The 21,308-nt window shown below is 34.1% G+C and carries 17 protein-coding genes; 1 reads left to right on the plus strand and 16 read right to left on the minus strand.

What is annotated here, in order from left to right:
* Positions 1-307: 307 nt before the first annotated feature.
* From RB619_RS14050 to RB619_RS14075, 6 genes are all read right to left on the minus strand, one after another.
* Positions 308-2,326 carry a glycoside hydrolase family 97 protein gene (locus RB619_RS14050; protein ID WP_308098494.1) on the minus strand — a complete coding sequence of 673 codons (2,019 nt, stop codon included), beginning with the start codon at positions 2,324-2,326 and terminating at the stop codon, positions 308-310.
* Between the two features lie 25 nt (positions 2,327-2,351).
* Positions 2,352-3,599, minus strand: a complete 1,248-nt coding sequence (locus RB619_RS14055; RefSeq protein WP_308098495.1) for a glycoside hydrolase family 71/99-like protein — start codon at positions 3,597-3,599, stop codon at positions 2,352-2,354.
* 199 nt (positions 3,600-3,798) lie between these two features.
* The gene (locus tag RB619_RS14060) at positions 3,799-5,301 is read right to left on the minus strand and encodes a RagB/SusD family nutrient uptake outer membrane protein (RefSeq protein WP_308098497.1); all 1,503 of its coding nucleotides are present in this window, start codon (positions 5,299-5,301) and stop codon (positions 3,799-3,801) included.
* A gap of 25 nt (positions 5,302-5,326) precedes the next feature.
* Positions 5,327-8,341 (minus strand): TonB-dependent receptor, encoded by a 3,015-nt coding sequence (locus RB619_RS14065; RefSeq protein ID WP_308098499.1) that lies wholly within the window; start codon positions 8,339-8,341, stop codon positions 5,327-5,329.
* 29 nt (positions 8,342-8,370) lie between these two features.
* A complete protein-coding gene (locus RB619_RS14070) occupies positions 8,371-9,453 on the minus strand; it encodes a hypothetical protein (protein WP_308098501.1) in 1,083 nt (360 codons plus the stop codon).
* Between the two features lie 7 nt (positions 9,454-9,460).
* Positions 9,461-9,982, minus strand: coding sequence for a DUF5004 domain-containing protein (locus tag RB619_RS14075; RefSeq protein ID WP_308098502.1), 522 nt, complete (start codon positions 9,980-9,982; stop codon positions 9,461-9,463).
* 483 nt (positions 9,983-10,465) lie between these two features.
* Here RB619_RS14075 and RB619_RS14080 point away from each other — a divergent pair, with 483 nt between their 5' ends.
* Positions 10,466-12,064 (plus strand): DUF6377 domain-containing protein, encoded by a 1,599-nt coding sequence (locus RB619_RS14080; protein WP_308098504.1) that lies wholly within the window; start codon positions 10,466-10,468, stop codon positions 12,062-12,064.
* A 175-nt stretch (positions 12,065-12,239) separates the two neighbouring features.
* Here RB619_RS14080 and RB619_RS14085 read toward each other — a convergent pair whose 3' ends face one another.
* The 10 genes from RB619_RS14085 to RB619_RS14130 form a co-directional block, all read right to left on the minus strand.
* Entirely contained in the window at positions 12,240-13,463 is a 1,224-nt protein-coding gene (locus tag RB619_RS14085) for a sterol desaturase family protein (protein WP_308098507.1), read from the minus strand.
* 141 nt (positions 13,464-13,604) lie between these two features.
* Positions 13,605-14,891, minus strand: coding sequence for a Glu/Leu/Phe/Val dehydrogenase (locus tag RB619_RS14090; RefSeq protein WP_308098509.1), 1,287 nt, complete (start codon positions 14,889-14,891; stop codon positions 13,605-13,607).
* A 445-nt stretch (positions 14,892-15,336) separates the two neighbouring features.
* Positions 15,337-16,191 (minus strand): DMT family transporter, encoded by an 855-nt coding sequence (locus RB619_RS14095; RefSeq protein WP_308098511.1) that lies wholly within the window; start codon positions 16,189-16,191, stop codon positions 15,337-15,339.
* A gap of 60 nt (positions 16,192-16,251) precedes the next feature.
* Positions 16,252-16,845, minus strand: coding sequence for a 2OG-Fe(II) oxygenase (locus tag RB619_RS14100; protein WP_308098513.1), 594 nt, complete (start codon positions 16,843-16,845; stop codon positions 16,252-16,254).
* Between the two features lie 160 nt (positions 16,846-17,005).
* On the minus strand, positions 17,006-18,469 hold the full coding sequence (locus RB619_RS14105; protein WP_308098515.1) for an AAA family ATPase: 1,464 nt from the start codon (positions 18,467-18,469) through the stop codon (positions 17,006-17,008).
* Positions 18,470-18,626: 157 nt separating this feature from the next.
* A complete protein-coding gene (locus tag RB619_RS14110) occupies positions 18,627-19,745 on the minus strand; it encodes a VWA domain-containing protein (protein WP_133526789.1) in 1,119 nt (372 codons plus the stop codon).
* 107 nt (positions 19,746-19,852) lie between these two features.
* Complete coding sequence (locus RB619_RS14115) at positions 19,853-20,233, minus strand: YchJ family metal-binding protein (protein ID WP_308098519.1); 381 nt, start codon at positions 20,231-20,233, stop codon at positions 19,853-19,855.
* Positions 20,220-20,456: a hypothetical protein gene (locus tag RB619_RS14120; RefSeq protein ID WP_308098521.1), complete on the minus strand. Its 237-nt coding sequence runs from the start codon at positions 20,454-20,456 to the stop codon at positions 20,220-20,222. The genes RB619_RS14115 and RB619_RS14120 overlap by 14 nt, the downstream gene beginning before the upstream one ends.
* Positions 20,457-20,562: 106 nt before the next feature.
* Positions 20,563-20,715 carry a hypothetical protein gene (locus RB619_RS14125; RefSeq protein WP_308098523.1) on the minus strand — a complete coding sequence of 51 codons (153 nt, stop codon included), beginning with the start codon at positions 20,713-20,715 and terminating at the stop codon, positions 20,563-20,565.
* The gene (locus RB619_RS14130) at positions 20,715-21,257 is read right to left on the minus strand and encodes a hypothetical protein (protein ID WP_308098525.1); all 543 of its coding nucleotides are present in this window, start codon (positions 21,255-21,257) and stop codon (positions 20,715-20,717) included. The genes RB619_RS14125 and RB619_RS14130 overlap by 1 nt, the downstream gene beginning before the upstream one ends.
* Positions 21,258-21,308: the final 51 nt, after the last annotated feature.

Below are 21,308 nucleotides of genomic sequence, written 5' to 3' on the forward strand. Positions count from 1 at the left end.
GCAAAGTTTTTATACAAAGCTTTGCGAACTTTGCGTTTATATAAATCCACTACACTAAAAACCCTAGCGCTCTTTGCGGTTAAACTGTCAACGTTATACAATAAAGTTTTTACACAAAGCTTTGCGAACTTTGCGTTTGTGAGCGCAATCTTGACCAAAAAAACTTTGCGCCCTTTGCGGTTAAACTTTCAACGTTAAAACTGAAACCTGAAACAAAAAAAATAAACAAGCCCGAAATCTTTAAAAAGAAATCGGGCTCATTTGCTCAAACTTAAACTTAACTAAAATAAAACGAAAACTAATTCAATTAATTTAACGGAGTGAATTTTATAGCTGTTCCTCCTCCAGCTGCCAATTTGATATTTATTACACTTTTACTATTTACTTTTTGTTTTGAAATCGTCACCGGATACGGATTCGTTTTATAATTTGCTCCAGCTCCGTCAGCATAAATGCTTGCTTCATATTCTTTTCCAACATCTAAAAATGACAATTCCACTTTTAAGTCTCTTGCATCTTTATTGGTTATAGAACCTAAATACCAGTTTTTCTCATCCCAATCTTTACGAACGATTGTGGTGTATTCACCAATTTTAGAATCCAAAACTTTAGTATCAGACCAAGTGCAAGGAACGTCTTTTATGAATTGAAATTCAGGTTTTCCAACATAATTTTCCGGTAAATCAGAAGCCATTTGCAACGGACTGAAAATAATCACATACAAAGCCAATTGATTCGCCAAAGTCGTTTGAACTCGCGCTCCAGAAGGCGTTTTGTAATCAAAATTGAAATTACCCGGAGTATAATCAAACGGTCCAGAAAGCATTCTTGTAAAAGGCAAAGTTGTTAAATGCTGAGGCGTATTTCCTCCATCAACAGACCAAGCGTTATATTCCTGTCCTCTTCCGCCTTCCTGCGACATAAAGTTTGGATACGTACGTTGAATTCCCGTTCCTTTCATAGGTTCATGATTATCAATCATGATATGATATTTCGCCGCCGTTTCGATTACTTTTCTGTAATGACGCGCTCCATACTGACTGTCGTGCCATTCTTTTTTATCCAGATATTTGTTTACATAACCCGTTTTAACCGAATTGACACCCATTTTTTGGTACAATTTAAAAGCATCTTCAAGCTGACTTTCATAATGTTTTGAAGCACCAGCCGTTTCATGATGACCAATTAAACGGACATTTTTCATGGCCGCATATTTTGTAATTTCTTCCAAATTAAAATCGGGATAGGCTTTTACAAAGCTAAATGCAGATCCATCGGCAGTCCAATCTCCGTCCCAGCCCTCGTTCCAGCCTTCTACCAGAACGCCGTCAAAATTGTTTTTCGCAGCAAAATCAATATATTCTTTGGTGTTTTTTGTTGTAGCGCCATGTTTTGGGCCTTGTCCCCAAGTGAATTTTTCTAAATGCATTCCCCACCAAATTCCGATATATTTTGATGGTGTAATCCAAGAAAGATCTTCAATTTTTGAAGGTTCATTTAAATTCAGCATAATCGTTGAAGTCGCAACATCACCCGGCGTTTTCCCAACAACAATAGTTCTCCAAGGCGTTACAAAAGGAGCTTCGGCATATACTTTTACACCGTCAGCCCAAGGCACCAAATCACTTTTGTATTGTTTGTCGCTTGTTTTTAAAAGCGTCATTGAGGCAAAATCAGTCAAATTAGCTTCGTGAATTGCCACATACAATTTCTCTTTGGTTTCAAAAGTCGCTGGAGTATTAATTGTATCTGTTTTACTGATTGGCGTTTTGCGATATTCACTTTCATAATAACTGTTTTCGCGGTGCACCGGAATCCACCAAACATCATTATTTGATTTAAAAGTAAACTGCGTAACTTCATTCGAAATCTTCACTTTGCCTAAATGAGGCTGTTTTGGGAACGAATAACGAAATCCTACGCCATCATCAAAAACCCTGAAAATAATATCAACTAAACGCTCCTCGCCTTTTGCTTCTTTAAGGTGAACAATTAATTCATTATGATGATCTCTCACTTTTTTGAATTCACCCCAAGGTTGTTCCCAAGTTTCATCAGAGGTTTTTTCTTCGGTGGAAACCACTTCAAAACCATCTGTCATTTTTTGAATTCCCTGAAACTCAAAACCCATCAAAGAAGGCTCAATAACCGATTGTCCGCTAGAAGTAAAACTATATTGAGGCTGTCCAGAAGGCGTTAATTCAAAAACTAATTCGGTGTTTTTTCCAGGAGAACTTACTTTATAGGTCGTTTTTTTAGTACCGCAGGCGCAAATCAGCATTGAAGCTAAAGCAATCAGGCAGTATCTATATCTTATGTTTTTCATTATTTAATTGTATTAATTACAACTGTTATTTTATTTCGCTTAATACTTGTTTTGCTTTTGCGGGTTGCATCGAAACAAAATAATTAAAAGCCTGATCTAATTTTTTCTGAGCGTCGGTGCTGCTTTTCTTTTCAACTCTTAGGTTATATAGTTTGCTGATATCTGCAAAAAAGGATTCGGTATTTTTTACGCCGGCAAAAGTTTTCACTTTTTCAATGTAATTGTAACCAAATTCAACTGTTGGTTCAAACATGGTTCCTTCGCCAAAGTCATTCCAAGTAATCAATTGCAGGTAGCTTAAATTTGCATTTTTTGCCAGATTAAGTGTTTCATCAAGTGTTGCTCCATTGTTATGTTCAATAGTCCAGCCAATTGCTGCTCCACCTCCGCCTTCGGCATAAAAATCTTTAAAACCAGGATAAGCACTTCCCATTGCAACTGAAAGTTTTGGTTTTGTATTGGTATACCAATTTGTTAAATACGTACTGTTTTTATACACCCAAGAATATTCGCCAGAAGCATTATCTCCTGCTTCTACAGATTGATCCCAAAGTGTCAGGAAAGTAGGTTTTGCAGATAAAGTGCTAAAAACGTTTGTCCATTCAGCCGGAGTCTGCAGTACAATTGGTCCAAAATTTAGCAATAATGGTTTTCCGTTTATTTTGATGTAATTCGCATTCGAAAAATAATTCGTCTGCATATAACTTAAATCGGTTTTTGCAGCGCTGGTTACCGAAATTGCTTTTCCTGCGTCGACTACATTTTTAGTAACTCGATCTTCGTAAACAATCGCATATTCAAGTCCAACTTTACTCAGCATGGCAATTAACTGCTCTGTGTTTTCTTTTACCATTCGATAATCGTTCACGTCATAAGTGCCGTACCAATCGATCAAGACACCATCAATTCCTGAATATTTCATCAATAATAAATGATTCTCAATCACATTTTTGTCGCCCGAATGATAAGGCCCAATCAGCGGATAGTAGTATGATGCTATTTCCCTGCGGTTGTTTGCTCCAATAGTATTGGGATTTTTGTTTCCCATTGTCCAGTGATAGCCCCATTTTTTATCGGCACTGCTTTCATTGGTTTCGAACCAGGGCATATAATGAACGTAAATTTTGGTACTGTTTGTTTTTTCAATCGCGACAGGTGCAAGTGTTTCTGGTTCAGTTGGTTTTTCTGGACCTTTGTCATCACTACTGCTGCAACCGGCGGCGATTAAAATATTCACGATCCCAAAAAACAATAAGGTGATATATCTTTTCATATTGATTTTTTTGTTTTATTTTTTTGCCACTCCCGATAGCTATCGGGATAGAAGATTAAAAAGATTTTTTTTCTAAAAAACTCATGGCTGTAATCTGTGATAATCATTTAATCTGTGGCTAAAAATATAGAAGCCAACTGACTTAAAAATATGTCAGCCTTCCACGACTAACCAACATGGAAGACTGACATTCAATAACCTAATACCCAGGATTCTGTTTTAGGTTTTTATTTGTAGTTAAAACAGTGCTCGGAATTGGGAAAATAGCTCTGTATTTTTCTGTAGTTCCTTTTTCCCACCATGGCAAGAAGAATGTTCCAAAACGGATGTTGTCTGTTCTTCTTCTTCCTTCAAAAGTAAATTCCTTAAGCAATTCCTGATCTATAAAATGAAGATCAATTGTTGCTGGCATATCTTCACCTGCACGTGCTGTTACTTGCTGCAAGAACGGTTTTGCCAAATCTGGAGAACCTAAGCGAACATAACATTCTGCCTGCATCATTAAAATTTCGGCATAACGAATCACAACTAAATCATGATCGCGTTCCCATGTTTCGCCTTCTTTCATTTCATATTTTCCTAAACGAACACCTTGATTTTCTTTAGCATCGGCAACACTAGTAACTTCTTCTGTGTAAGTCAATTTTTCACCGTTATCCATCAAAATAACTTGTCCTGTAGCTTTGTTAACTTGATCTCCGGCAACCATGCATTTCTTTCTTTTGTCTGTATCAGCAAAAGCAGAAAACACGCCTGGCTGTGCACACATTCCGTTTGCGCTCCAAGGATAATCTCCTGTTGCAGAAACAGTTAATTTGTGCAAGTAATGACAAGACATTGAATTCATGTAGTTTCCAACAGTTCCCGCTTTTGAATCGTAAGGAATTGCAAAAATGATTTCAGGTGATTTTTGATTTTCTGTTGCGAAATTGGCAAAGAAATCTGGTGTCAATGAGTAACCAGTAACCTTTTGGCACATATTCAAACAATCTTGCCAACGCGCTGTTCCAATAAAAGCTTCAGAGTTTAGATATAATCTTGCCAATAAAGAATACGCTACATTTTTTGTCATTTTAGAATACACCACATTTGAATTTAAATATGGAAGAGCATCTGTTAGTTCCTTTTCAACAAAATCATATACTTGTTTTCTAGTAGAATTTGATGGAAGCGATGTGTCTTCAAAATTGGTTACAATTGGCACATTTCCAAATAAATCTAAAAGATTATAGTAGTAGTAAGCTCTTAGAGCTTTTAATTCAGCATAAATTGGCGCTTTTGCAGTATCACTCAAAGACGATTTATCGATTTGATAAATGATTGAGTTGATCTTTGCAATTCCAGTATAATTGTAACGCCAAGCCGAAAGAATCATTCGGTTATCTGCTTTCCAAGTATGCTTTTGTGCATCTTGATATTGTCCGCCATCATACCAGTTTGTTCCTCTGGTAGGAATTGTTGCTTCATCAGAAACGGTTTCAGTTAAAAAGAATACATATTCGCAAGTTGGGTAATTGTTTGATATTCCGTCAGCGAAACCTCTTAAAGAAGAATAAGCTCCTCCTACTAATGCATCAATTTCTTTTGAAGTATTTCCAAAATTTCCATCTTCTACTTTATCATATAAGTCTTCACTTAAATCTGTACATGATATCGTAAAAAGCATGCTCATCAATATTGCTGCTGTTATTTTGATTTTCATTTGTTCTATTTTTGAGTTAATTCGCTTAGTTATTTAGCGTAAAATTTAATCCAACAGAAATTGTTGTTGGTCTAGGATAGTTGTTATATCTGTCGATACCCGGAGATGCTAAACCTGTTTGATCAATGACACCGTTTACGCCGTTTTGCGCATTTAGGCCAATTTCTGGATCAACACCTTTATAACTTGTAAATACAGCAAGATTTTCTCCCATTAAATAAAATCTAAGTTTTGATTTTTTTTGCACGCCAAGAGGCATCGTATAACCAAAAGAAACGGTCTGAAGTCTGAAGAAAGAAGCATCTTCGATCCAGTAATCTGAATATTTTGGAGAAGATGTTATCCCGCTTCCTAAGAAATCATCTGGAACATTGTAAGCTGGTAATCTGTTTGGATCATTCAACATCATGTTTGTTGCATTTAATGCTTTTTGACCAAACATTCCGTAACCGCTGATTCCAAGATCAAAATTTCCATAAGTAAAGTTCATCCCAATACCTAATGTCAAATCTGGTTGAATGTTTCCTAAATCTGTTTTATCAGCATCAACTAAAGCACTTTCTGCAACAATATCTCCCGCTGCGTTGTAATACTGAATTTTACCATTTGCATCAAGTCCAGCATTTCTGAATCCCCAGAAAGTTCCAACTGGATATCCTTCTGCAATAATTTGAGAATATTGTCCAGACATACCTGCTAAACCGTGTAAAGAACCGCTGTAAATAACATCTGTTTTATACGTTGGGTTTGAAAGTTTTTCAATTTTTTGAACGTTGTGTCCCAATGTCAAATTAGCGTTCCAATTGAATTTTGATCCTTTGATAATATCAGCATTCAAAGTAAGCTCAACTCCTTTGTTTGACATTTCACCAACGTTTGCCAACATAGTTCCCACTAAATAAGGAGGCTGAGGCACTTCGTAAGTGTATAATAAATCCTCTGTGTTTTTAGAATACCATTCAAATGAACCTGAAATTCTGTTGAAAAGTGTAAAATCAAAACCAATGTTTAATTGTTTAGTTGATTCCCATTTCAAATCAGGATTTGGGTTTTGTTGTGGCGAATAAGCCAAACTCCATGTTCCTGTAACAGGATCGTAGTAACTGTCGTTTCCAACTCCTAAAATAGAAAGTGATTTGTACTCTCCAATTCCGTCTTGATTACCTGTTACTCCATAACCAACTCTCAATTTCAAATTATCAAGCCAGCCTTTTGTCGAATCCATAAATCCTTCATTTGAAATTTTCCAAGCCACAGAAGCTGATGGGAAAGTTCCCCATTTGTTGTTTTCTCCAAAACGGCTTGAACCGTCTCTTCTTACAGTTGCAGTCAACAAATATTTTCCGTCATACGAATAATTTGCACGAGCATAAAATGAAACCAAATTTGATTTTCCTTTGTATGAATACACATCGCCTAAACGATATCTGTAACCTGCACCTAAATTGTTATAGCCAAAAGCATCAGTAACAAAACCGCTTCTTTGAGCTCCAAAACCTTCGTAGATATTCTCTAAATAAGAGTATCCTGCTAATGCTGAGATATTGTGTTTGTCGATTACTTTATTGTAATTTACATAAAGTTCGCCTTGTGCATTTGTGTATTCAGCATATGTTCTTTGCGCATAACCACCTTCTGTCATTCCTTCTAGAACAGCATAACTTGGTTTATAAGTGCCCCCTTTAACTGCATTATGCTCTAAAGAGATATTGGCAACAGCCAAAAAATCATTCAAAAACTTAACTTCCGTCTTAAAATAACCTAAAAGTCTATGTCTTTCATTATCGACCGTTCTGTTTGTTAAAAGTTCAACTGGATTGTAATATAAATTACCCGCTACAGATGAAAATTCTCCAGTTGGCGTATAAACCGGAATTGTTGGATTCAGGTTATACGCATATTCAAAAATTCTGTAATCAACTGGTTTCCATTTGTCAATATTAGCAAATAATCCCATGTCAAATTTCACATCTTTATTATCGCCAAGATATTGATAAGCACTAATGTTTCCGCTAAGTCTTTCTAAACCAGAATTTTTAATAACTCCTTCGTTATTTAAATACGAAAGCGAAGTTCTAAAACCGCTGTCAGCTTTACCAGAATTAATAGTTAAAGTGTGTGATTGTGAAATGGCTGTCTGCTCGATTGCTTTTTGCCAATTTGTATTTGCGCCATAATCAACAGCATCTTGGCTGTTTGTTTGGCGAACATAATTTCTCCATTGATTTGCTGATAATAAATCTAAATTATCAGTTACATAACCAACGCTTGATAAACCGCTATACGTAACAGAAACGCCTTTTGTGCCTGATTTTGTTGTAATAATGATAACTCCGTTTGCTCCTCTAGAACCGTAAATTGCAGTTGCCGAAGCATCTTTTAAAACGTCAACTGTTTTAATATCTGAAGGCTGTACGATGTTGATATCAACACCAGCAATTCCGTCAACTACAATTAATGGGTTGTTGCTTGCCGTTAATGAAGTTCCACCACGAAGTCTCAAAGTAGAACCCGCTGCTGGATCACCCGAAGGACGAATCACATTTAAACCTGCAACTTTTCCTTGCAAAACCTGCTCTGTTGATGAAATGGTTCCTTTTACTAAATCATCTGCTTTTACAGTTGAAATAGCTCCAGTCAAATCAGATTTCTTTTGAGTTCCATAACCAACGGCTACTACCTGAACTTCAGCCAATTGATAACCGTCATTTTGCAAACGCACATCAACATTTTTAGTTGCCGAAGTGATTTGAACTTTTTGAGTTGCTGATCCAATAAATGAAACTTCAATCGAACCTCCTACGGCTACCGTCAAAGTAAATTTTCCGTCAAAATCTGTTGTAGTGGCATTTTTTGTACCCACCTCAATTACCGTAGCTCCCGGCAATACAGTTCCTGTATTGTCATACACAGTTCCCGATACCTGCTTTTTTTCCTGAGCAAACATTCCTGCCGAAAGAAAAAGCATGAAAATCATGAATACTGCAGTTTTAGTAGTCCACATTTGATGCAGGACTATTTTTTTATTTTTACTATTCATTAGAATTGATGTTTTAATTTGATAGTGAATTATTTGTCTAAAGTTTTAAGAGGAATTTTGGTATCAGAGATTGTTTTGTCTTTGTTGTCTTTAACCAAAACATGAATCTCATTTAAACCTTGAACACCATTTAACTCTGAAACTAAATTGACAAATCCTTTTATTTCAGCTGTACCTCCTGTAAACTCACCAGATATTGTTTTGCTTCCTGCCGTGATGGTATAAATAAGTTTGTTTACACCCACTTCATTGTTTTTTCTAGACATTCCTAAGAAATCTTTTTGGCTGATAACCGTTGGGAAAAAACTGAAACTTGGCGGTGGCGGTGGAATAAATTCGCCAGCATAAATAATTTGGTCTCCTGAATTAGTCGTCCAATCTTTTGCTACCATAAGGAAAGTAATATTTTCCATAACAAAACCTGCTGGCGGATTGTAGTATTGCTGCGGAATCAAATCCATTCTATAAAATCCGTTTCCAAGATCTTTCAGTTTTGTTTTTTCAGAAACCTCTGGAATCCATGCTTGGTATTCCTGTAAAACGGCCCAATTGTTTAATCCTGAATGAAAATGAACACTAGGAACGCCTGCAAAACCATCTTTTAAATTCGAATTAAATAAAATACTTACCGGTTTGTCGATTAAAGGTTTTGTTGGATACGATCTGATTAATTCATTTGCAGTATAAAATGAAGAAAAATCAGTGTAAGGCATATTGGCAACATCCGTTTGTTTTGATCCGTTTTTGTTTTTCAAACGAAACCAAAATCCCGCACTTGCAGCAATTTCTGCCGGAGTTTTAGAAAAATAAAGTGTTGGAGTTAAAGTAAAACTCCAGATTTTATTTCCTTCATATTTAAGTTTTGCAAAATCAGATGAGTTTTCCCAATGTCCTGCATCTGGTTCAGATGGCGACCAAATCCAGATATAAACATCTTCAGTTTCTCCAAATGTGGTTCCCGAAAGATCAAAGTACCAAGTCACTTTTTCATCATAATTGTAAATTGCTGGATATGATGACATACTGCCTACGGCTCCGGCTGCATCTTGCGCCTGAATAAAATTAGGAGCCATCAAAAGGGCAAGTAAAATTGTATATATAAATTTTTTCATATTACTTTTAATTAATAGCATTTAATTTAAACACGTAAGACACAAATGGAGAGCCTCCAGATGAATGCACTAATTGGAATTCTAATTCCTCATTGCTTCCTGGAACCGATGATAATTTAAGCTCATCTGTTTTTTGTGTTTTTTGAGCATCGCTGAATAAATAGATTTTTATTGCGCCCAAATTAGTTGGCTGAAAGTCTGAACTTAATGCCCAGTATCCTTTTGGTGCAAATAAAGGAGGAACATTTCCAGTTACTTCATAACTTGTTGGCTGGTTCTTTTCGTCTACATTGAATTTAATTTTAAAATCCTCGTAATTAAAGTACGTGCTCAAGTTTTCTTCGTTTGGTTCGATCTTGTTTGCTTTCGCAACTTCATCAACCATTTTCAAATTTGTTAATCCCCAATTTCCATTTACTTTCTCATAAAGGGTAATCGGATCAACGTAGCTTCCGTCGTCGGTATTATCACAGCCAGTGGCCATTAAACCCATAACAACAGCTAACCAATAAATACTTTTACATCTCATAAATTTGTGGTTTGTTTGTTAGTTTTTTTGCCTCCTAAAAGACAGAACGAAACTAGATGTTAAATAAATCTAAAAAAAAACATCTGATAAAAATCAAGATGAAATTGAAAGAATTTTTAATTTAATTAATTGAAAATCAATAATTTATATTGTTTTTATAAATCAAAAAATCAAGATGCTGTTTAGATGAAAATGACTACTTATTTAATGGTAAATATGACAATATGAAAATTAAAGTGGATATTTTTTTCACTATGCATATATATAACTTGTTTTTATTGTATAATTGCAAATAATTAGACCGCTTTTAACATTTATATCTTATTTTTGAATTCAGAATCTCCTTTTAAAGCTTTTATTTAAAGGAAGTTCCAAAATTCTAAAAGCGCTTTAATCACCAGCACTCAAGCTTATCCCAAATTGAAAACGAATTAACTCGATAAACCAAAAAAGATTTTTTTTACCCTAAACCAAAACAAAACCATGCAAAGAATTTTCATTCTATGTTTTTTTATTGCGGGTTTTTCTCTAACTGCGAAAGAGACAAATCCTGTTTTAGAGGAATTAGATAAAGTGCTTCTTAAAAAAGATATTTATTTGAAACAGAAATATCGAAAAATAGAAGCTTTAAAAAGAAATGTGTCAAAATTTACCGTCAGTCAAAACAATGAACAGCTTTATAATACCTATATGTCATTGTTTGATGAATATAAATCGTTCAAATACGACTCGGCTTATTATTATTTAGAAGAAGCAAAAATCAAGGCAATCGTTTTAAAAGACCCAAAATATTTAGCAAAAAGCCGAATTAAAGAAGGTTTCGTGCTTTTATCTTCTGGTTTATTTAAAGAAGCTATTGACACTTTAAATGTTGTTGATGATCAAAAACTGGATATAAAAAACAAATTTGAATATTACAATATCAAAGCCCGTGCCTATTATGATTTAGCCGATTATAATAAAGATCAGCGCTTTAACATTCATTATGTACAGCAAGGAAATCATTTCCTAAAAAAGGCTTTGGAATTAATTGGAACCAATACCAATGAATATTGGGCTGCTGAAAGTCTAAAAAGATTAAAACAACAAGACTGGCGTGGTGCCGAATTTGCTTTTAGCTACTGGATCAACAATTACAATCTTCCACCTGATTATTATGGCATTGCAACTTCAAGTCTCGGATACATTTATTCCGAAAGAGGTTATACTAAAAAAGCCATTCAGTACCTCGCACTTGCCGCTATTGCCGATGTAAAAAATGCTACGAAAGAAACTGTCGCACTACGAAATTTAGCGAATGAACTCTTTAAAATGGGTTATTTGGACAAAGCCAATGAATATATCAATATTGCAATGGATGATGCGACTTTTTATAACGCAAGACATCGAAAAATTGAGATTTCGTCTATTTTGCCAATTATTGAAAAAGCGCAATTAAACAATGTAAAAGACAAAAACGATAAGCTGGAAAAAATCATTATTCTGCTTACCATTTTGACTTTTATAATTGTTTTGTTTTCAATTATCATTTTCAAGCAATTAAAAGAAAGAAACAAAGCCAGAAAAATAATGGCTTCTTCGTATGCACAGCTTCAGGAAATGAATATTAGTTTAAGCGAAGCAAATGCTATCAAAGAAGAATATATTACGTATTTTATTAAAGCAACGTCGGCGTTCATCAATAAGATTGATCACATTCAAAAAAGCACGCTTCATAAAATTATTACCAAAAAAACAGACGAAGTTATTGCGAGTTTAAAACGCTATAATGTCAAAGAAGAACGCGAAAACTTATTTCATCAATTCGATGAAATTTTCCTTAAACTGTTCCCAACTTTTGTAACCGATTTTAATCATTTGTTTCCGAATGATCATAAATGCATCGTCAAAAAAGGAGAACTTTTAAATACTGAATTAAGGATTTTTGCACTCTACCGATTAGGAATTCAGGACAGCAATCAAATGGCAGAATTCCTAGAACTCTCTGTAGCTACCATTTACACTTACAAAACCAGAATTAAAAGCAAATCAGATTTTAAAGATACTTTTGAAGAGAAAATAATGGCGATTAAAACTATTTAAGTTGCTAAGGTTCTAAGGGACTAAGATTCTAAGCTTTTTTTCACGCAATCTTGTCATTCCGAGGAACGAGGAATCTTCGCGAGAAGCTCTACAAAGATTGGATTATTATTGCGGAGTTACTTGCGGAGATTCCTCGTTCCTCGGAATGACAAACTAAATCTAAATAAATCGTTTTCTATTCAACAGTCTCTAACTGCAAAATCATATTTTGATAATACCTGCTCAACGAAAACAACTGCTCTGCAAAAATCATTATCGCAAGTGGAATAAAGAAAAATACCGTCAAATTTTCTTCGTATAAAAAGAAAGTTGTAATCATAAAAATGCGGGCATATTCCAGGTAATAAATCCAATTTCTCTGTTCTAATAACGCACCGCAATTAATTAATGTGATGATGATAACCGACAAAACAAAAACTTTGTCGAGCGTAGTTAATAAATCAAAGTAATAAGTAAAAGCAGTTAAAATCAAAGTACAGATTCCCAGTTGAATGTAGAGATAATTTCGAAAACGAAGACGCTGATGCGGATTGCTTTTATCCTGCAGAAAGCGTTTTTCTAATGTTGGTCGAATGTCCTGATCCATATGAGCAGGGCTTCCAAAAACGGCTTTCCATCGCGCTTTAAAACCTTTTGAACGTTTCCATAATTCATAAATTTCAAAATAATAATGAAAATGCTGCCAAAGAAAACTGTAGCTTTTTAATGGATGCGTCAAACCGTATTTTGGCTTTTCTTCTTCTGCCTGAAAAGTTCCAAAAATGCGATCCCAAAACGTAAACATATCGCCATAGTTTTTATCCAGATATTTTTCGTCAGAAGCGTGGTGTACACCGTGAACAGAAGGTGTAACAAAAACATACTCCAGCCATTTTATTCGACCAATTACCTGTGTATGTGTAAAAAAAGAATAAGCTCCATGCACAATTAACATAGTAATAACCATTGCCGGATGAAAGCCAACAAAAGGAAGAACGCACCAAAATCCCGTTCTGACTATAGCTTGAAAAGTGGTGATTCTAGCCGCTGCCGTAAAGTTAAATTCCTCGCTGTGATGGTGCACAATATGCGCAGCCCAGAAAAAATTGACTTCATGTCCTAATCGGTGGTACCAGTACCAAACAAAATCTGTTGCGAGAATAAGTGCAAACCAAACAAATACATTACTCGGAATATCAAAAAGTCTGTAATTGTTATAAATAAAATAATACAGTTGATAAAAACTTGCTGCAATAAATAAATTAATTAAACGCTCTGCAATACCAATACTAATATTTGAAACCGAACTTTCGTAGTTAAAAATTTCTGGTCTTTTTTTGTGTTGTGCCAACTTATATTCTAAAAACAAAAACAGAAAAAAAGCAGGCATTGCGAAAGCAAGAAAATTAATGTGTTCCATTTTTTTAAAATTTATTTTATTCTTAAAAAACTAAAATACAATTGGTTGTAAATCTAAATACAAAAACATTTCTAAAAGTCAATTCATTTTATAATTCAAAATGATCGTAACTTTCAGAAATGATTTTTTTAAAACTGATTTCTAATTTTGTTTAAATTTTGGAGCTTCTAAAGCTACTTCTTTAACAGATTGCGTGTCTGCTACTTTTTGCAAAGCAAGAATGTAAGCCGCAATTCTTGGTGTAACATTATGTTTTAAAGACGTTCTAAAAACAGTTTCAAAACCTTTTTCTAAAATATCTTCTAAACGCTTATTAATCTGATGAATTCTCCAAGATTCTAAAAGCGAATTTTGAAGCCATTCAAAATAAGAAACCGTCACACCGCCGGCATTTGCTAAAATATCTGGAACAACCAAAACATTGTTTTCATGCAAAATTTTATCAGCATCAGATGAAACGGGTCCGTTTGCGCCTTCTACAATAATTTTAGCACGAACAGCTGCCGCATTTTTCTGCGTAATTACATCTTCTTTCGCTGCCGGAATCAAAACATCAACATCCAAAAGCAATAATTCTTCATGCTTGATTGCAACCGAATTTGGATAGCCTTTTATGCTTTTGTTATTCAGATTATAATATAGAATCAATTCTGGAATATTAATTCCTTCCGGATTATAAAACGCTTCAGAAACATCGCTTACCGCAACTACTTTTAATCCTTTTTCGAATAAAAACAAAGCCGAATGCAAGCCAACATTTCCAAAACCTTGAATCGCAACTGTGGATCTTGCTGGTCTCAATTTTAATTTTTGAAGTGCCAATAATGTAATAATGCTCACACCTCTTCCTGTTGCTTCTACCCTTCCTAAAGAGCCACCAGAATGCAAGTGTTTTCCAGTTACAACAGCATGAATTGTTTTTCCGTGAACGATTGAAAATTCATCCATCAGCCATCCCATTTCGTCAGGCCCAGTTCCCATGTCAGGCGCCGGAACATCTTTTTCTGGACCAAAAATATCAGCTAAAGCCTTTGTATACGCTCTTGTAATTCTTTCTAATTCTGTTTTAGAAAGCGTTTTTGGATCACAAATAATACCGCCTTTTGCTCCTCCAAAAGGAATTCCCGTCACGGCCGATTTCCAAGTCATCCACGCAGCAAGCGCTTTTACCTCATCAAGATTTACTGCAGTATCATATCTGATTCCACCTTTTGACGGACCTAATGCCGTATTATGAATTACGCGGTATCCTTCGAAATTCTGTTCTTTTCCATTATCTAATGTTATTGAAAAGTTCACCACAATTTGTTTTTCAGGACGCTGTAGTTTCTGCCTTAATGATTCTTCTAGATTAAGAATATCGGCTGCTATATTAAAACGATCAATCATGGATTGAAACGGATTCTGTTTTATAATTTCTGAACTCATAGTTTTATACTTTAATTATTAGTTTATTTGATTTGGGGACATTGCATTATTGTAACGTGAAATAAATTCGGCAGTAACTGCACGTCCAACACGGAATTTTCATCAGACAGCAATGCATCATAATATTTGTATTTCTATTTGATCTCATATAATAGGTTATTAAGAGTTCTAAAAAAAAGCCTTTCATTGGTGCATGAAAGGCTAAAAAAAAAAATAACTAACAAGTACTTTCTCTATTAACGCCATTTCATCGCATTGTTTAACATACAACACATCGTCAAGCTGTACATAAACGGGATGATATTTAGAATATAGTTTTTCATTGTTAAGGCAAATTTATAAATATATTTTATAAATTCTATCGAATTAGTAGAGTTAATTTTAAAAAGTTTTTAAAATAATTCTAAAATAGCTGTAAACTAAGGTTTTATACTATTAAAAAAATTTAGTTTATTTGCGAAAAAACAATAAAAACGATGGCAATCAAGGCCAAAAAGATTCCGATGAAGTTGATTTTGGATAATTTTTCCTTGAAAAAAAGCAGACCAACAAGACTTCCTAAAACAATAACACCAATATTCATTCCGGCAAAAACAGTTGATGGATTTTCAGAAAATGCTTTATGCGCTTTTAAATAAAACAAGATATTCCCGAAGTTGAAGATTCCTACCAAAGCACCAAATAATATGTTTTTTAAATGCAGTTTTGTTTTTTTCAGCACCACATTATAAATCACAATTAGCAAAGAAACTGCCAGTGCAATATCAAAAACCACAAACAAAGAAGTTATATAAGGCAGTATTGTATAAAGCGCAATCTGTTTAAAAAGTATATCTATGATTCCGAAGCCTAAGAAAACAACAAACGGATAAATCCATTTATTTTGATCGTTTCCAGTTTGTTTTTTTAAGATGAATAAAAGCGCTATAAACCCAATTATCAATCCAATAACTTTATACGAATTGAATTCTTCTTTAAAAATAAGCCAAGCCGCAATTATGGGAATAAACAGAGATAATCGTTGTGCAGCATCTGTTTTTACGATTCCCATATGTTTTATAGAAGAAAATAAAAACAGAAAAACTATTGGAAGCAAAACACCAACTGCAGCATAAATGTTCCAAGGTGCATCTGCATGAACTGCAGAAACATCAGGACTAAAAGCAAAATAGCAAAGGATTAATGCTGTTACGTAATTAAAAGTAATAATCTGAACTGGATCAGGATTGAATTTTCGGGTAATTTTGAAGATTACACCAACGGTAACACTACAGAGAATACTTAAAATAAGAAATAACATAAATTGAATTTTGAATTACAAAAATAAGGTTTATCTATTTTATACTTTCAAAAAAACATATTAATCACTCTTTAGCCAACCGGTAATACTCATTCTGGTATTTTGAGTAACTAATACTTCATGAACCAATTCATTACTTTTAAAGAAAACTGTTTTACCTTGAATTGGCGGAATTTTCTGCTGACTGTTGTTTTGGTGAATCATTAATTCTCCGCCATCACTTTCTTTCCAATTGCTATTTAAATAACTGATCATTGAGTATTTACGGCTCGAATTGTTTTTGAATTGATCAAGATGTTTTAAATAAAAATCGCCTTTTTCATACAAGGAATAATGAAATTCATAACCTGTAATTCCAGCAAAACAACTTTCATTTAGATAGAGTACAAAAGCATCAATTTTATCAAAAAATTCATTTTCAAAACTATTATTGTGTTTTTTGTCTAGCCAATAAATTGCATCATTTCTAATTTTTCCGTCAAAAGAAAGTTTTTCAGAATTTCCAATTCCAGCCGTCAATAATAAACTTGACGTATTTAAATCAATTAAATTTTGTTTGAGATTATTTGATAATTCATCACTTATAAACCGTTCTGATATTCCAATTTTATTCTCTATATAACTTGCTATTAAGTCTTCGAAACTATCATCCATTTTTTTTTTGGGAAAAACTGCAAATACAGCCAACGGAGCAAGGTAGACTAATTAAAATTGGTAACGCCACTTTTATAAATAATAAACCCGACAGGTTTTTTGAAACTTGTCGGGTTTAATGGCTACAATCATCAATTTATAATTAACAATTTATAATTATCTACAATTTACTAATATAACTTCCGTACATATCTTTAAACTGGTGTCCCGTCGCGAAACGATCTTTACTCAATTTTTTATATTCTACTAAAGCCCATAAAACAAACTCTTTTACAAAGTATTGGTCTTTTTTGTCTAATTCAGGCTGATATTTTTTAAGCAGAATATCTAATGGTGTAACTTCGTCTAAGATTTCTTGGTATTCTTTGTCTGATGCATCGTCTAATAATTCGAAACCGCTTTCGGCAAAAAACCATTCAATTAAATCAGAATAAGGCGTTTTTTCTCCTGGTTTTTCTAATTTTTCAATTTTAGGGAAAAATGTTGGAAACAAAGTTCTTATTGCTGAGCCAATTAAATATTGTGCTACAACCGCTGCTCCCTCCTGCTCGCCTTCATAAACCAATTCGACTTTCCCTGTAATCGCCGGAATAATTCCCATAAAATCTGAAAGTCTCAAAACCGTTTTATCTACTCCCGATTTCAAAGCACGACGTTCTGCCGTACTTATTAAGTTTTCAAAAGCTGTAATACTCATTCTGGTGCTTACACCACTTTTATTATCAATATATTCGCTTTCGCGAGCTTCAAAACTAATTTGTTCTAAAATATCTCTGGCTAGACTTGGCACATATACAACATCGCTTTGATTTTCGTCCAGTTTTGCTTCCTGTTCTGTAATAGCTCTAGCAATAGCAACATTTTCAGGATAATGCGTCAAAATCTGCGAACCAATTCTGTCTTTTAATGGCGTTACAATACTTCCTCTATTTGTATAATCTTCTGGATTTGCGGTAAAAATAAACTGCATATCAAGAGGCATTCTTAATTTGAATCCGCGAATTTGAATGTCGCCTTCTTGCAAAATATTAAATAAAGCGACTTGAATTCTGGCTTGTAAATCTGGCAATTCATTAATAACAAAAATGCTTCTATTTGCTCTCGGAATCATTCCGAAATGAATTACCCTGTCATCAGCATAAGATAATTTTAAATTCGCTGCTTTTATCGGATCAACGTCCCCAATCAAATCGGCAACAGTAACATCAGGCGTTGCTAATTTTTCGAAGAAACGCTCATTTCTGTGCAACCACGAAACTGGAGTTTCATCTCCTTTTTCATCAATTAAATCTTTAGCAAAACGCGAAATTGGATTAAGCGGATCGTCATTAATTTCTGAACCAGCAACATACGGAATATATTCATCTAATAATTCAACCATTTTGCGCGCCAAACGAGTTTTTGCCTGACCGCGAAGTCCTAATAAATTGATATTGTGGCGAGAAAGAATCGCACGTTCTAATTCGGGAATTACTGTGTTTTCAAAACCGTGAACGCCTTCAAAAACAGGTTTTCCTGATTTTATTTTTTCACGAAGATTGTTTCTCAATTCATCTTTTATACTGATGCTTTTATATCCTGAAGCCTTTAATTGGCCTAATGTTTTTATATTGTTTATTTCCATTGTATTGAAATATCGATTTTATTATTTTTTTATTTTTTGCAGATAATAAACGTTGCGTCATACTTTTTGTGTTAGACGCACTGCTGTGCGTCTCTAAAATATTTAGTACGTGCCAAAAGAAACCTTAGCTTCTTAGAATCTTAGCAACTTAGAACCTTTATTTAATTCTCTTTTTCCTATTCGTTTCATAATCTTCAAAAATCATTTCACCTAGACCTTTAATTCCGGTATAAAATGCTTTTCCTTGATTTGCTTCTGTGAAATGATTTACAAATCGTTGTAAATAAGGATCGTTTGCGATCATGAAAGTCGTAATCGGAATATGTAATTTTCTGGCTTGCTGTGCTTGCGTGTAACATTTATCAACAATATATTCGTCTAGGCCGTTGCTGTTCATATAATAAGAACCGTCACGCTCACGTACACAACTTGGCTTTCCGTCGGTAATCATGAAAATCTGCTTGTTGGTATTCCTCTTTCTTCTTAAAATATCCATTGCTAACTGAAGCCCAGCAACCGTATTCGTGTGATAAGGACCAACTTGCAAATAAGGCAAATCTTTAATTGGAATTGTCCAAGCGTCATTTCCGAAAACTAAAATATCAAGTGTATCTTTTGGATAACGCGTTGTAATTAATTCTGCCAAAGCCATTGCTACTTTTTTAGCCGGAGTGATTCGGTCTTCTCCGTACAAAATCATACTGTGGCTAATGTCGATCATCAAAACGGTACTCATTTGTGCTTTGTATTGTGTTTCCTCGACAACCAAATCGTTTTCGGTCAGCATGAAGCTTTCTACACCATTGTTGATTTGAGCATTTCGCAGACTTTCTGTCAATGAAATACGTTCTAAGCCATCGCCAAAATTAAATTCGCGAAATTCACCAGTATGTTCATCGCCATTTCCGGCATGTTTTGTTTTGTGATTTCCGTTTCCAGAGCGTTTTAGATTTCCAAAAATCTGATCTAAAGCCTGCTGACGAATCGCGCGTTCTGTTTTTGCAGTAATTCCAAAACCATTCGAACCATCCTCTTTGACTTCGTCTTTTATATAACCTTTCTTTTTTAAATCTTCAATAAAATCATCAATTGTGTAGTTCTCGTCGGTAAGTTTATATTCCTTATCCAATTCACGAAGCCAGCTGATTGCTTCGTCAAAATCACCCGAAGTATGGGTGATAAGCTCTTTAAAAATACTAAAAAGCTTTTCAAACGGAGACTGAAATGGGGCTTCGTACGACTTAAAATAAAAACCTTTTTTAAATTCGTTTTTCATAATTTTTAAAATTACGTTTTTTTAGAATTACGGAAAAAGAAACCTTTATTAATTTTTAGTTAAAATATTTCAGAAAAACCAACCAAAAGCAAGGTAATTCTTGTCAATTATTCAAACTTTCCATCAAGATAATACCATGCATCATTTTCAAACTTAAAAGTTGAAAATTCATAATGTGTCTGCGGTTTTTGATTTGAATCTAAAAAATAGGCTTTAAATTCAACTGTGTTTTCAGTAAAACTTAGAATTTCTAATTTTTGCCATTTATTAGTTGTTGCCCATTTTAAAATTTCAGCTTTAGAATAATATTTTCGTTCTGAAATATAAGTAGTTTCTAAAAGATAATCGGCGTTATGAGTTACATAAGCCGAATATCTGGAGCGCATCAATGCCAAAGCAGTTGGTGCTTTTTGATTTTTCTGAAGAAATAATCCACAGCAGTTTTCGAACAGTAAACCTGTATCGCAATAACATTTATGCGTCGCCATCAACCTGTTCTTCTCCGTTAATTTTCACATGAAGTTGATTCAGCAAAACTTGATATCTACTGATTTCTCTCAGCTCTTCATCTTCTTCGGCATGATCTAACATTTCGTCTAATTCATCACTTACCTCAAGTAATTTATTATTAGCTTCTCTGTCGTTTTTTGCAGCAATCAAATCAATAATTTCCTGAACGTTTGCTTTTAAAGTTTCAAATTTTGTATTCATTTTTTATTTTTTTTATTTTTTGCCACAGATTAAAAGATTAAAAATGATTTCTTCTCTTTATACAAATTTTAAAATCTGTGAAAATCTTCTAATCTGTGGCAAAAATTTATTTATCTTCTGAGGTTTTATCTTCGTTGAATTTTTTCACAATTTCCTTAAGTTTCTCTTTGCGGGAAACTTCGGCTTGTTTTTTCTTAGCCTGGGCTTTGTGCAATTTGTCATTGTGCTTTTTGATGTTCCTTTCGTTATTGCGTCCCATTATATTTCTCTTTTAATTTCTTCTAAACTTTTCTCCGTAAAAATCAATTCGGTGATGATCTGTTTTCGCAAATCAGCTATGTCGTCATAATCAAAATATTTTGCCCATGAAGTCAATTGCTGTATATTTCGTACTTGTTTCAATCTTTTTTGAGTTTCAAAACTTGTTCTTAAAATCGCTTTTCCGTCAAACTCCGGATTGTTTTTATGCTGATAATTAGCGAGATTTTTATCGAAATCAGCTTCTATATAATAAAGCTTTTCTTCAGCATTGTCAGGATAAAATGAAATCCATTTTGCAAAACCAATTTTCGTTTTTGATTCGGTTTCAGGTTCTCGGGCGATCAGTCGCCATTTGCTGTTGGCTAATCTTCCCCAATGATTCGAAACTCGGTACATACCTTCTTCAGTATAATAATAAGTACTTCCGGCTTTGCTTTCAAATTGTTTTTTTAAACCTTCAATTTTATTTGGAAGCACTTCATTAAAAACACAAAACGTATTTTTAAACGAATTTGGATGTGGCTTAAAATTTTTCTGCATATGCAAATATACTGAGATTGTCACGAACTCCCTAAAACAAACCTAAATTGA

The organism is Flavobacterium sp. LHD-80 (assembly GCF_030929605.1).
Taxonomy (GTDB): Bacteria; Bacteroidota; Bacteroidia; order Flavobacteriales; family Flavobacteriaceae; genus Flavobacterium.

Coding starts and splice junctions, on each gene's coding strand:
- RB619_RS14050 (WP_308098494.1), bottom strand. CDS start 2,326: ATGAAAAACATAAGATATAGATACTGCCTGATTGCTTTAGCTTCAATG.
- RB619_RS14055 (WP_308098495.1), bottom strand. CDS start 3,599: ATGAAAAGATATATCACCTTATTGTTTTTTGGGATCGTGAATATTTTA.
- RB619_RS14060 (WP_308098497.1), bottom strand. CDS start 5,301: ATGAAAATCAAAATAACAGCAGCAATATTGATGAGCATGCTTTTTACG.
- RB619_RS14065 (WP_308098499.1), bottom strand. CDS start 8,341: ATGAATAGTAAAAATAAAAAAATAGTCCTGCATCAAATGTGGACTACT.
- RB619_RS14070 (WP_308098501.1), bottom strand. CDS start 9,453: ATGAAAAAATTTATATATACAATTTTACTTGCCCTTTTGATGGCTCCT.
- RB619_RS14075 (WP_308098502.1), bottom strand. CDS start 9,982: ATGAGATGTAAAAGTATTTATTGGTTAGCTGTTGTTATGGGTTTAATG.
- RB619_RS14080 (WP_308098504.1), top strand. CDS start 10,466: ATGCAAAGAATTTTCATTCTATGTTTTTTTATTGCGGGTTTTTCTCTA.
- RB619_RS14085 (WP_308098507.1), bottom strand. CDS start 13,463: ATGGAACACATTAATTTTCTTGCTTTCGCAATGCCTGCTTTTTTTCTG.
- RB619_RS14090 (WP_308098509.1), bottom strand. CDS start 14,891: ATGAGTTCAGAAATTATAAAACAGAATCCGTTTCAATCCATGATTGAT.
- RB619_RS14095 (WP_308098511.1), bottom strand. CDS start 16,191: ATGTTATTTCTTATTTTAAGTATTCTCTGTAGTGTTACCGTTGGTGTA.
- RB619_RS14100 (WP_308098513.1), bottom strand. CDS start 16,845: ATGGATGATAGTTTCGAAGACTTAATAGCAAGTTATATAGAGAATAAA.
- RB619_RS14105 (WP_308098515.1), bottom strand. CDS start 18,469: ATGGAAATAAACAATATAAAAACATTAGGCCAATTAAAGGCTTCAGGA.
- RB619_RS14110 (WP_133526789.1), bottom strand. CDS start 19,745: ATGAAAAACGAATTTAAAAAAGGTTTTTATTTTAAGTCGTACGAAGCC.
- RB619_RS14115 (WP_308098519.1), bottom strand. CDS start 20,233: ATGGCGACGCATAAATGTTATTGCGATACAGGTTTACTGTTCGAAAAC.
- RB619_RS14120 (WP_308098521.1), bottom strand. CDS start 20,456: ATGAATACAAAATTTGAAACTTTAAAAGCAAACGTTCAGGAAATTATT.
- RB619_RS14125 (WP_308098523.1), bottom strand. CDS start 20,715: ATGGGACGCAATAACGAAAGGAACATCAAAAAGCACAATGACAAATTG.
- RB619_RS14130 (WP_308098525.1), bottom strand. CDS start 21,257: ATGCAGAAAAATTTTAAGCCACATCCAAATTCGTTTAAAAATACGTTT.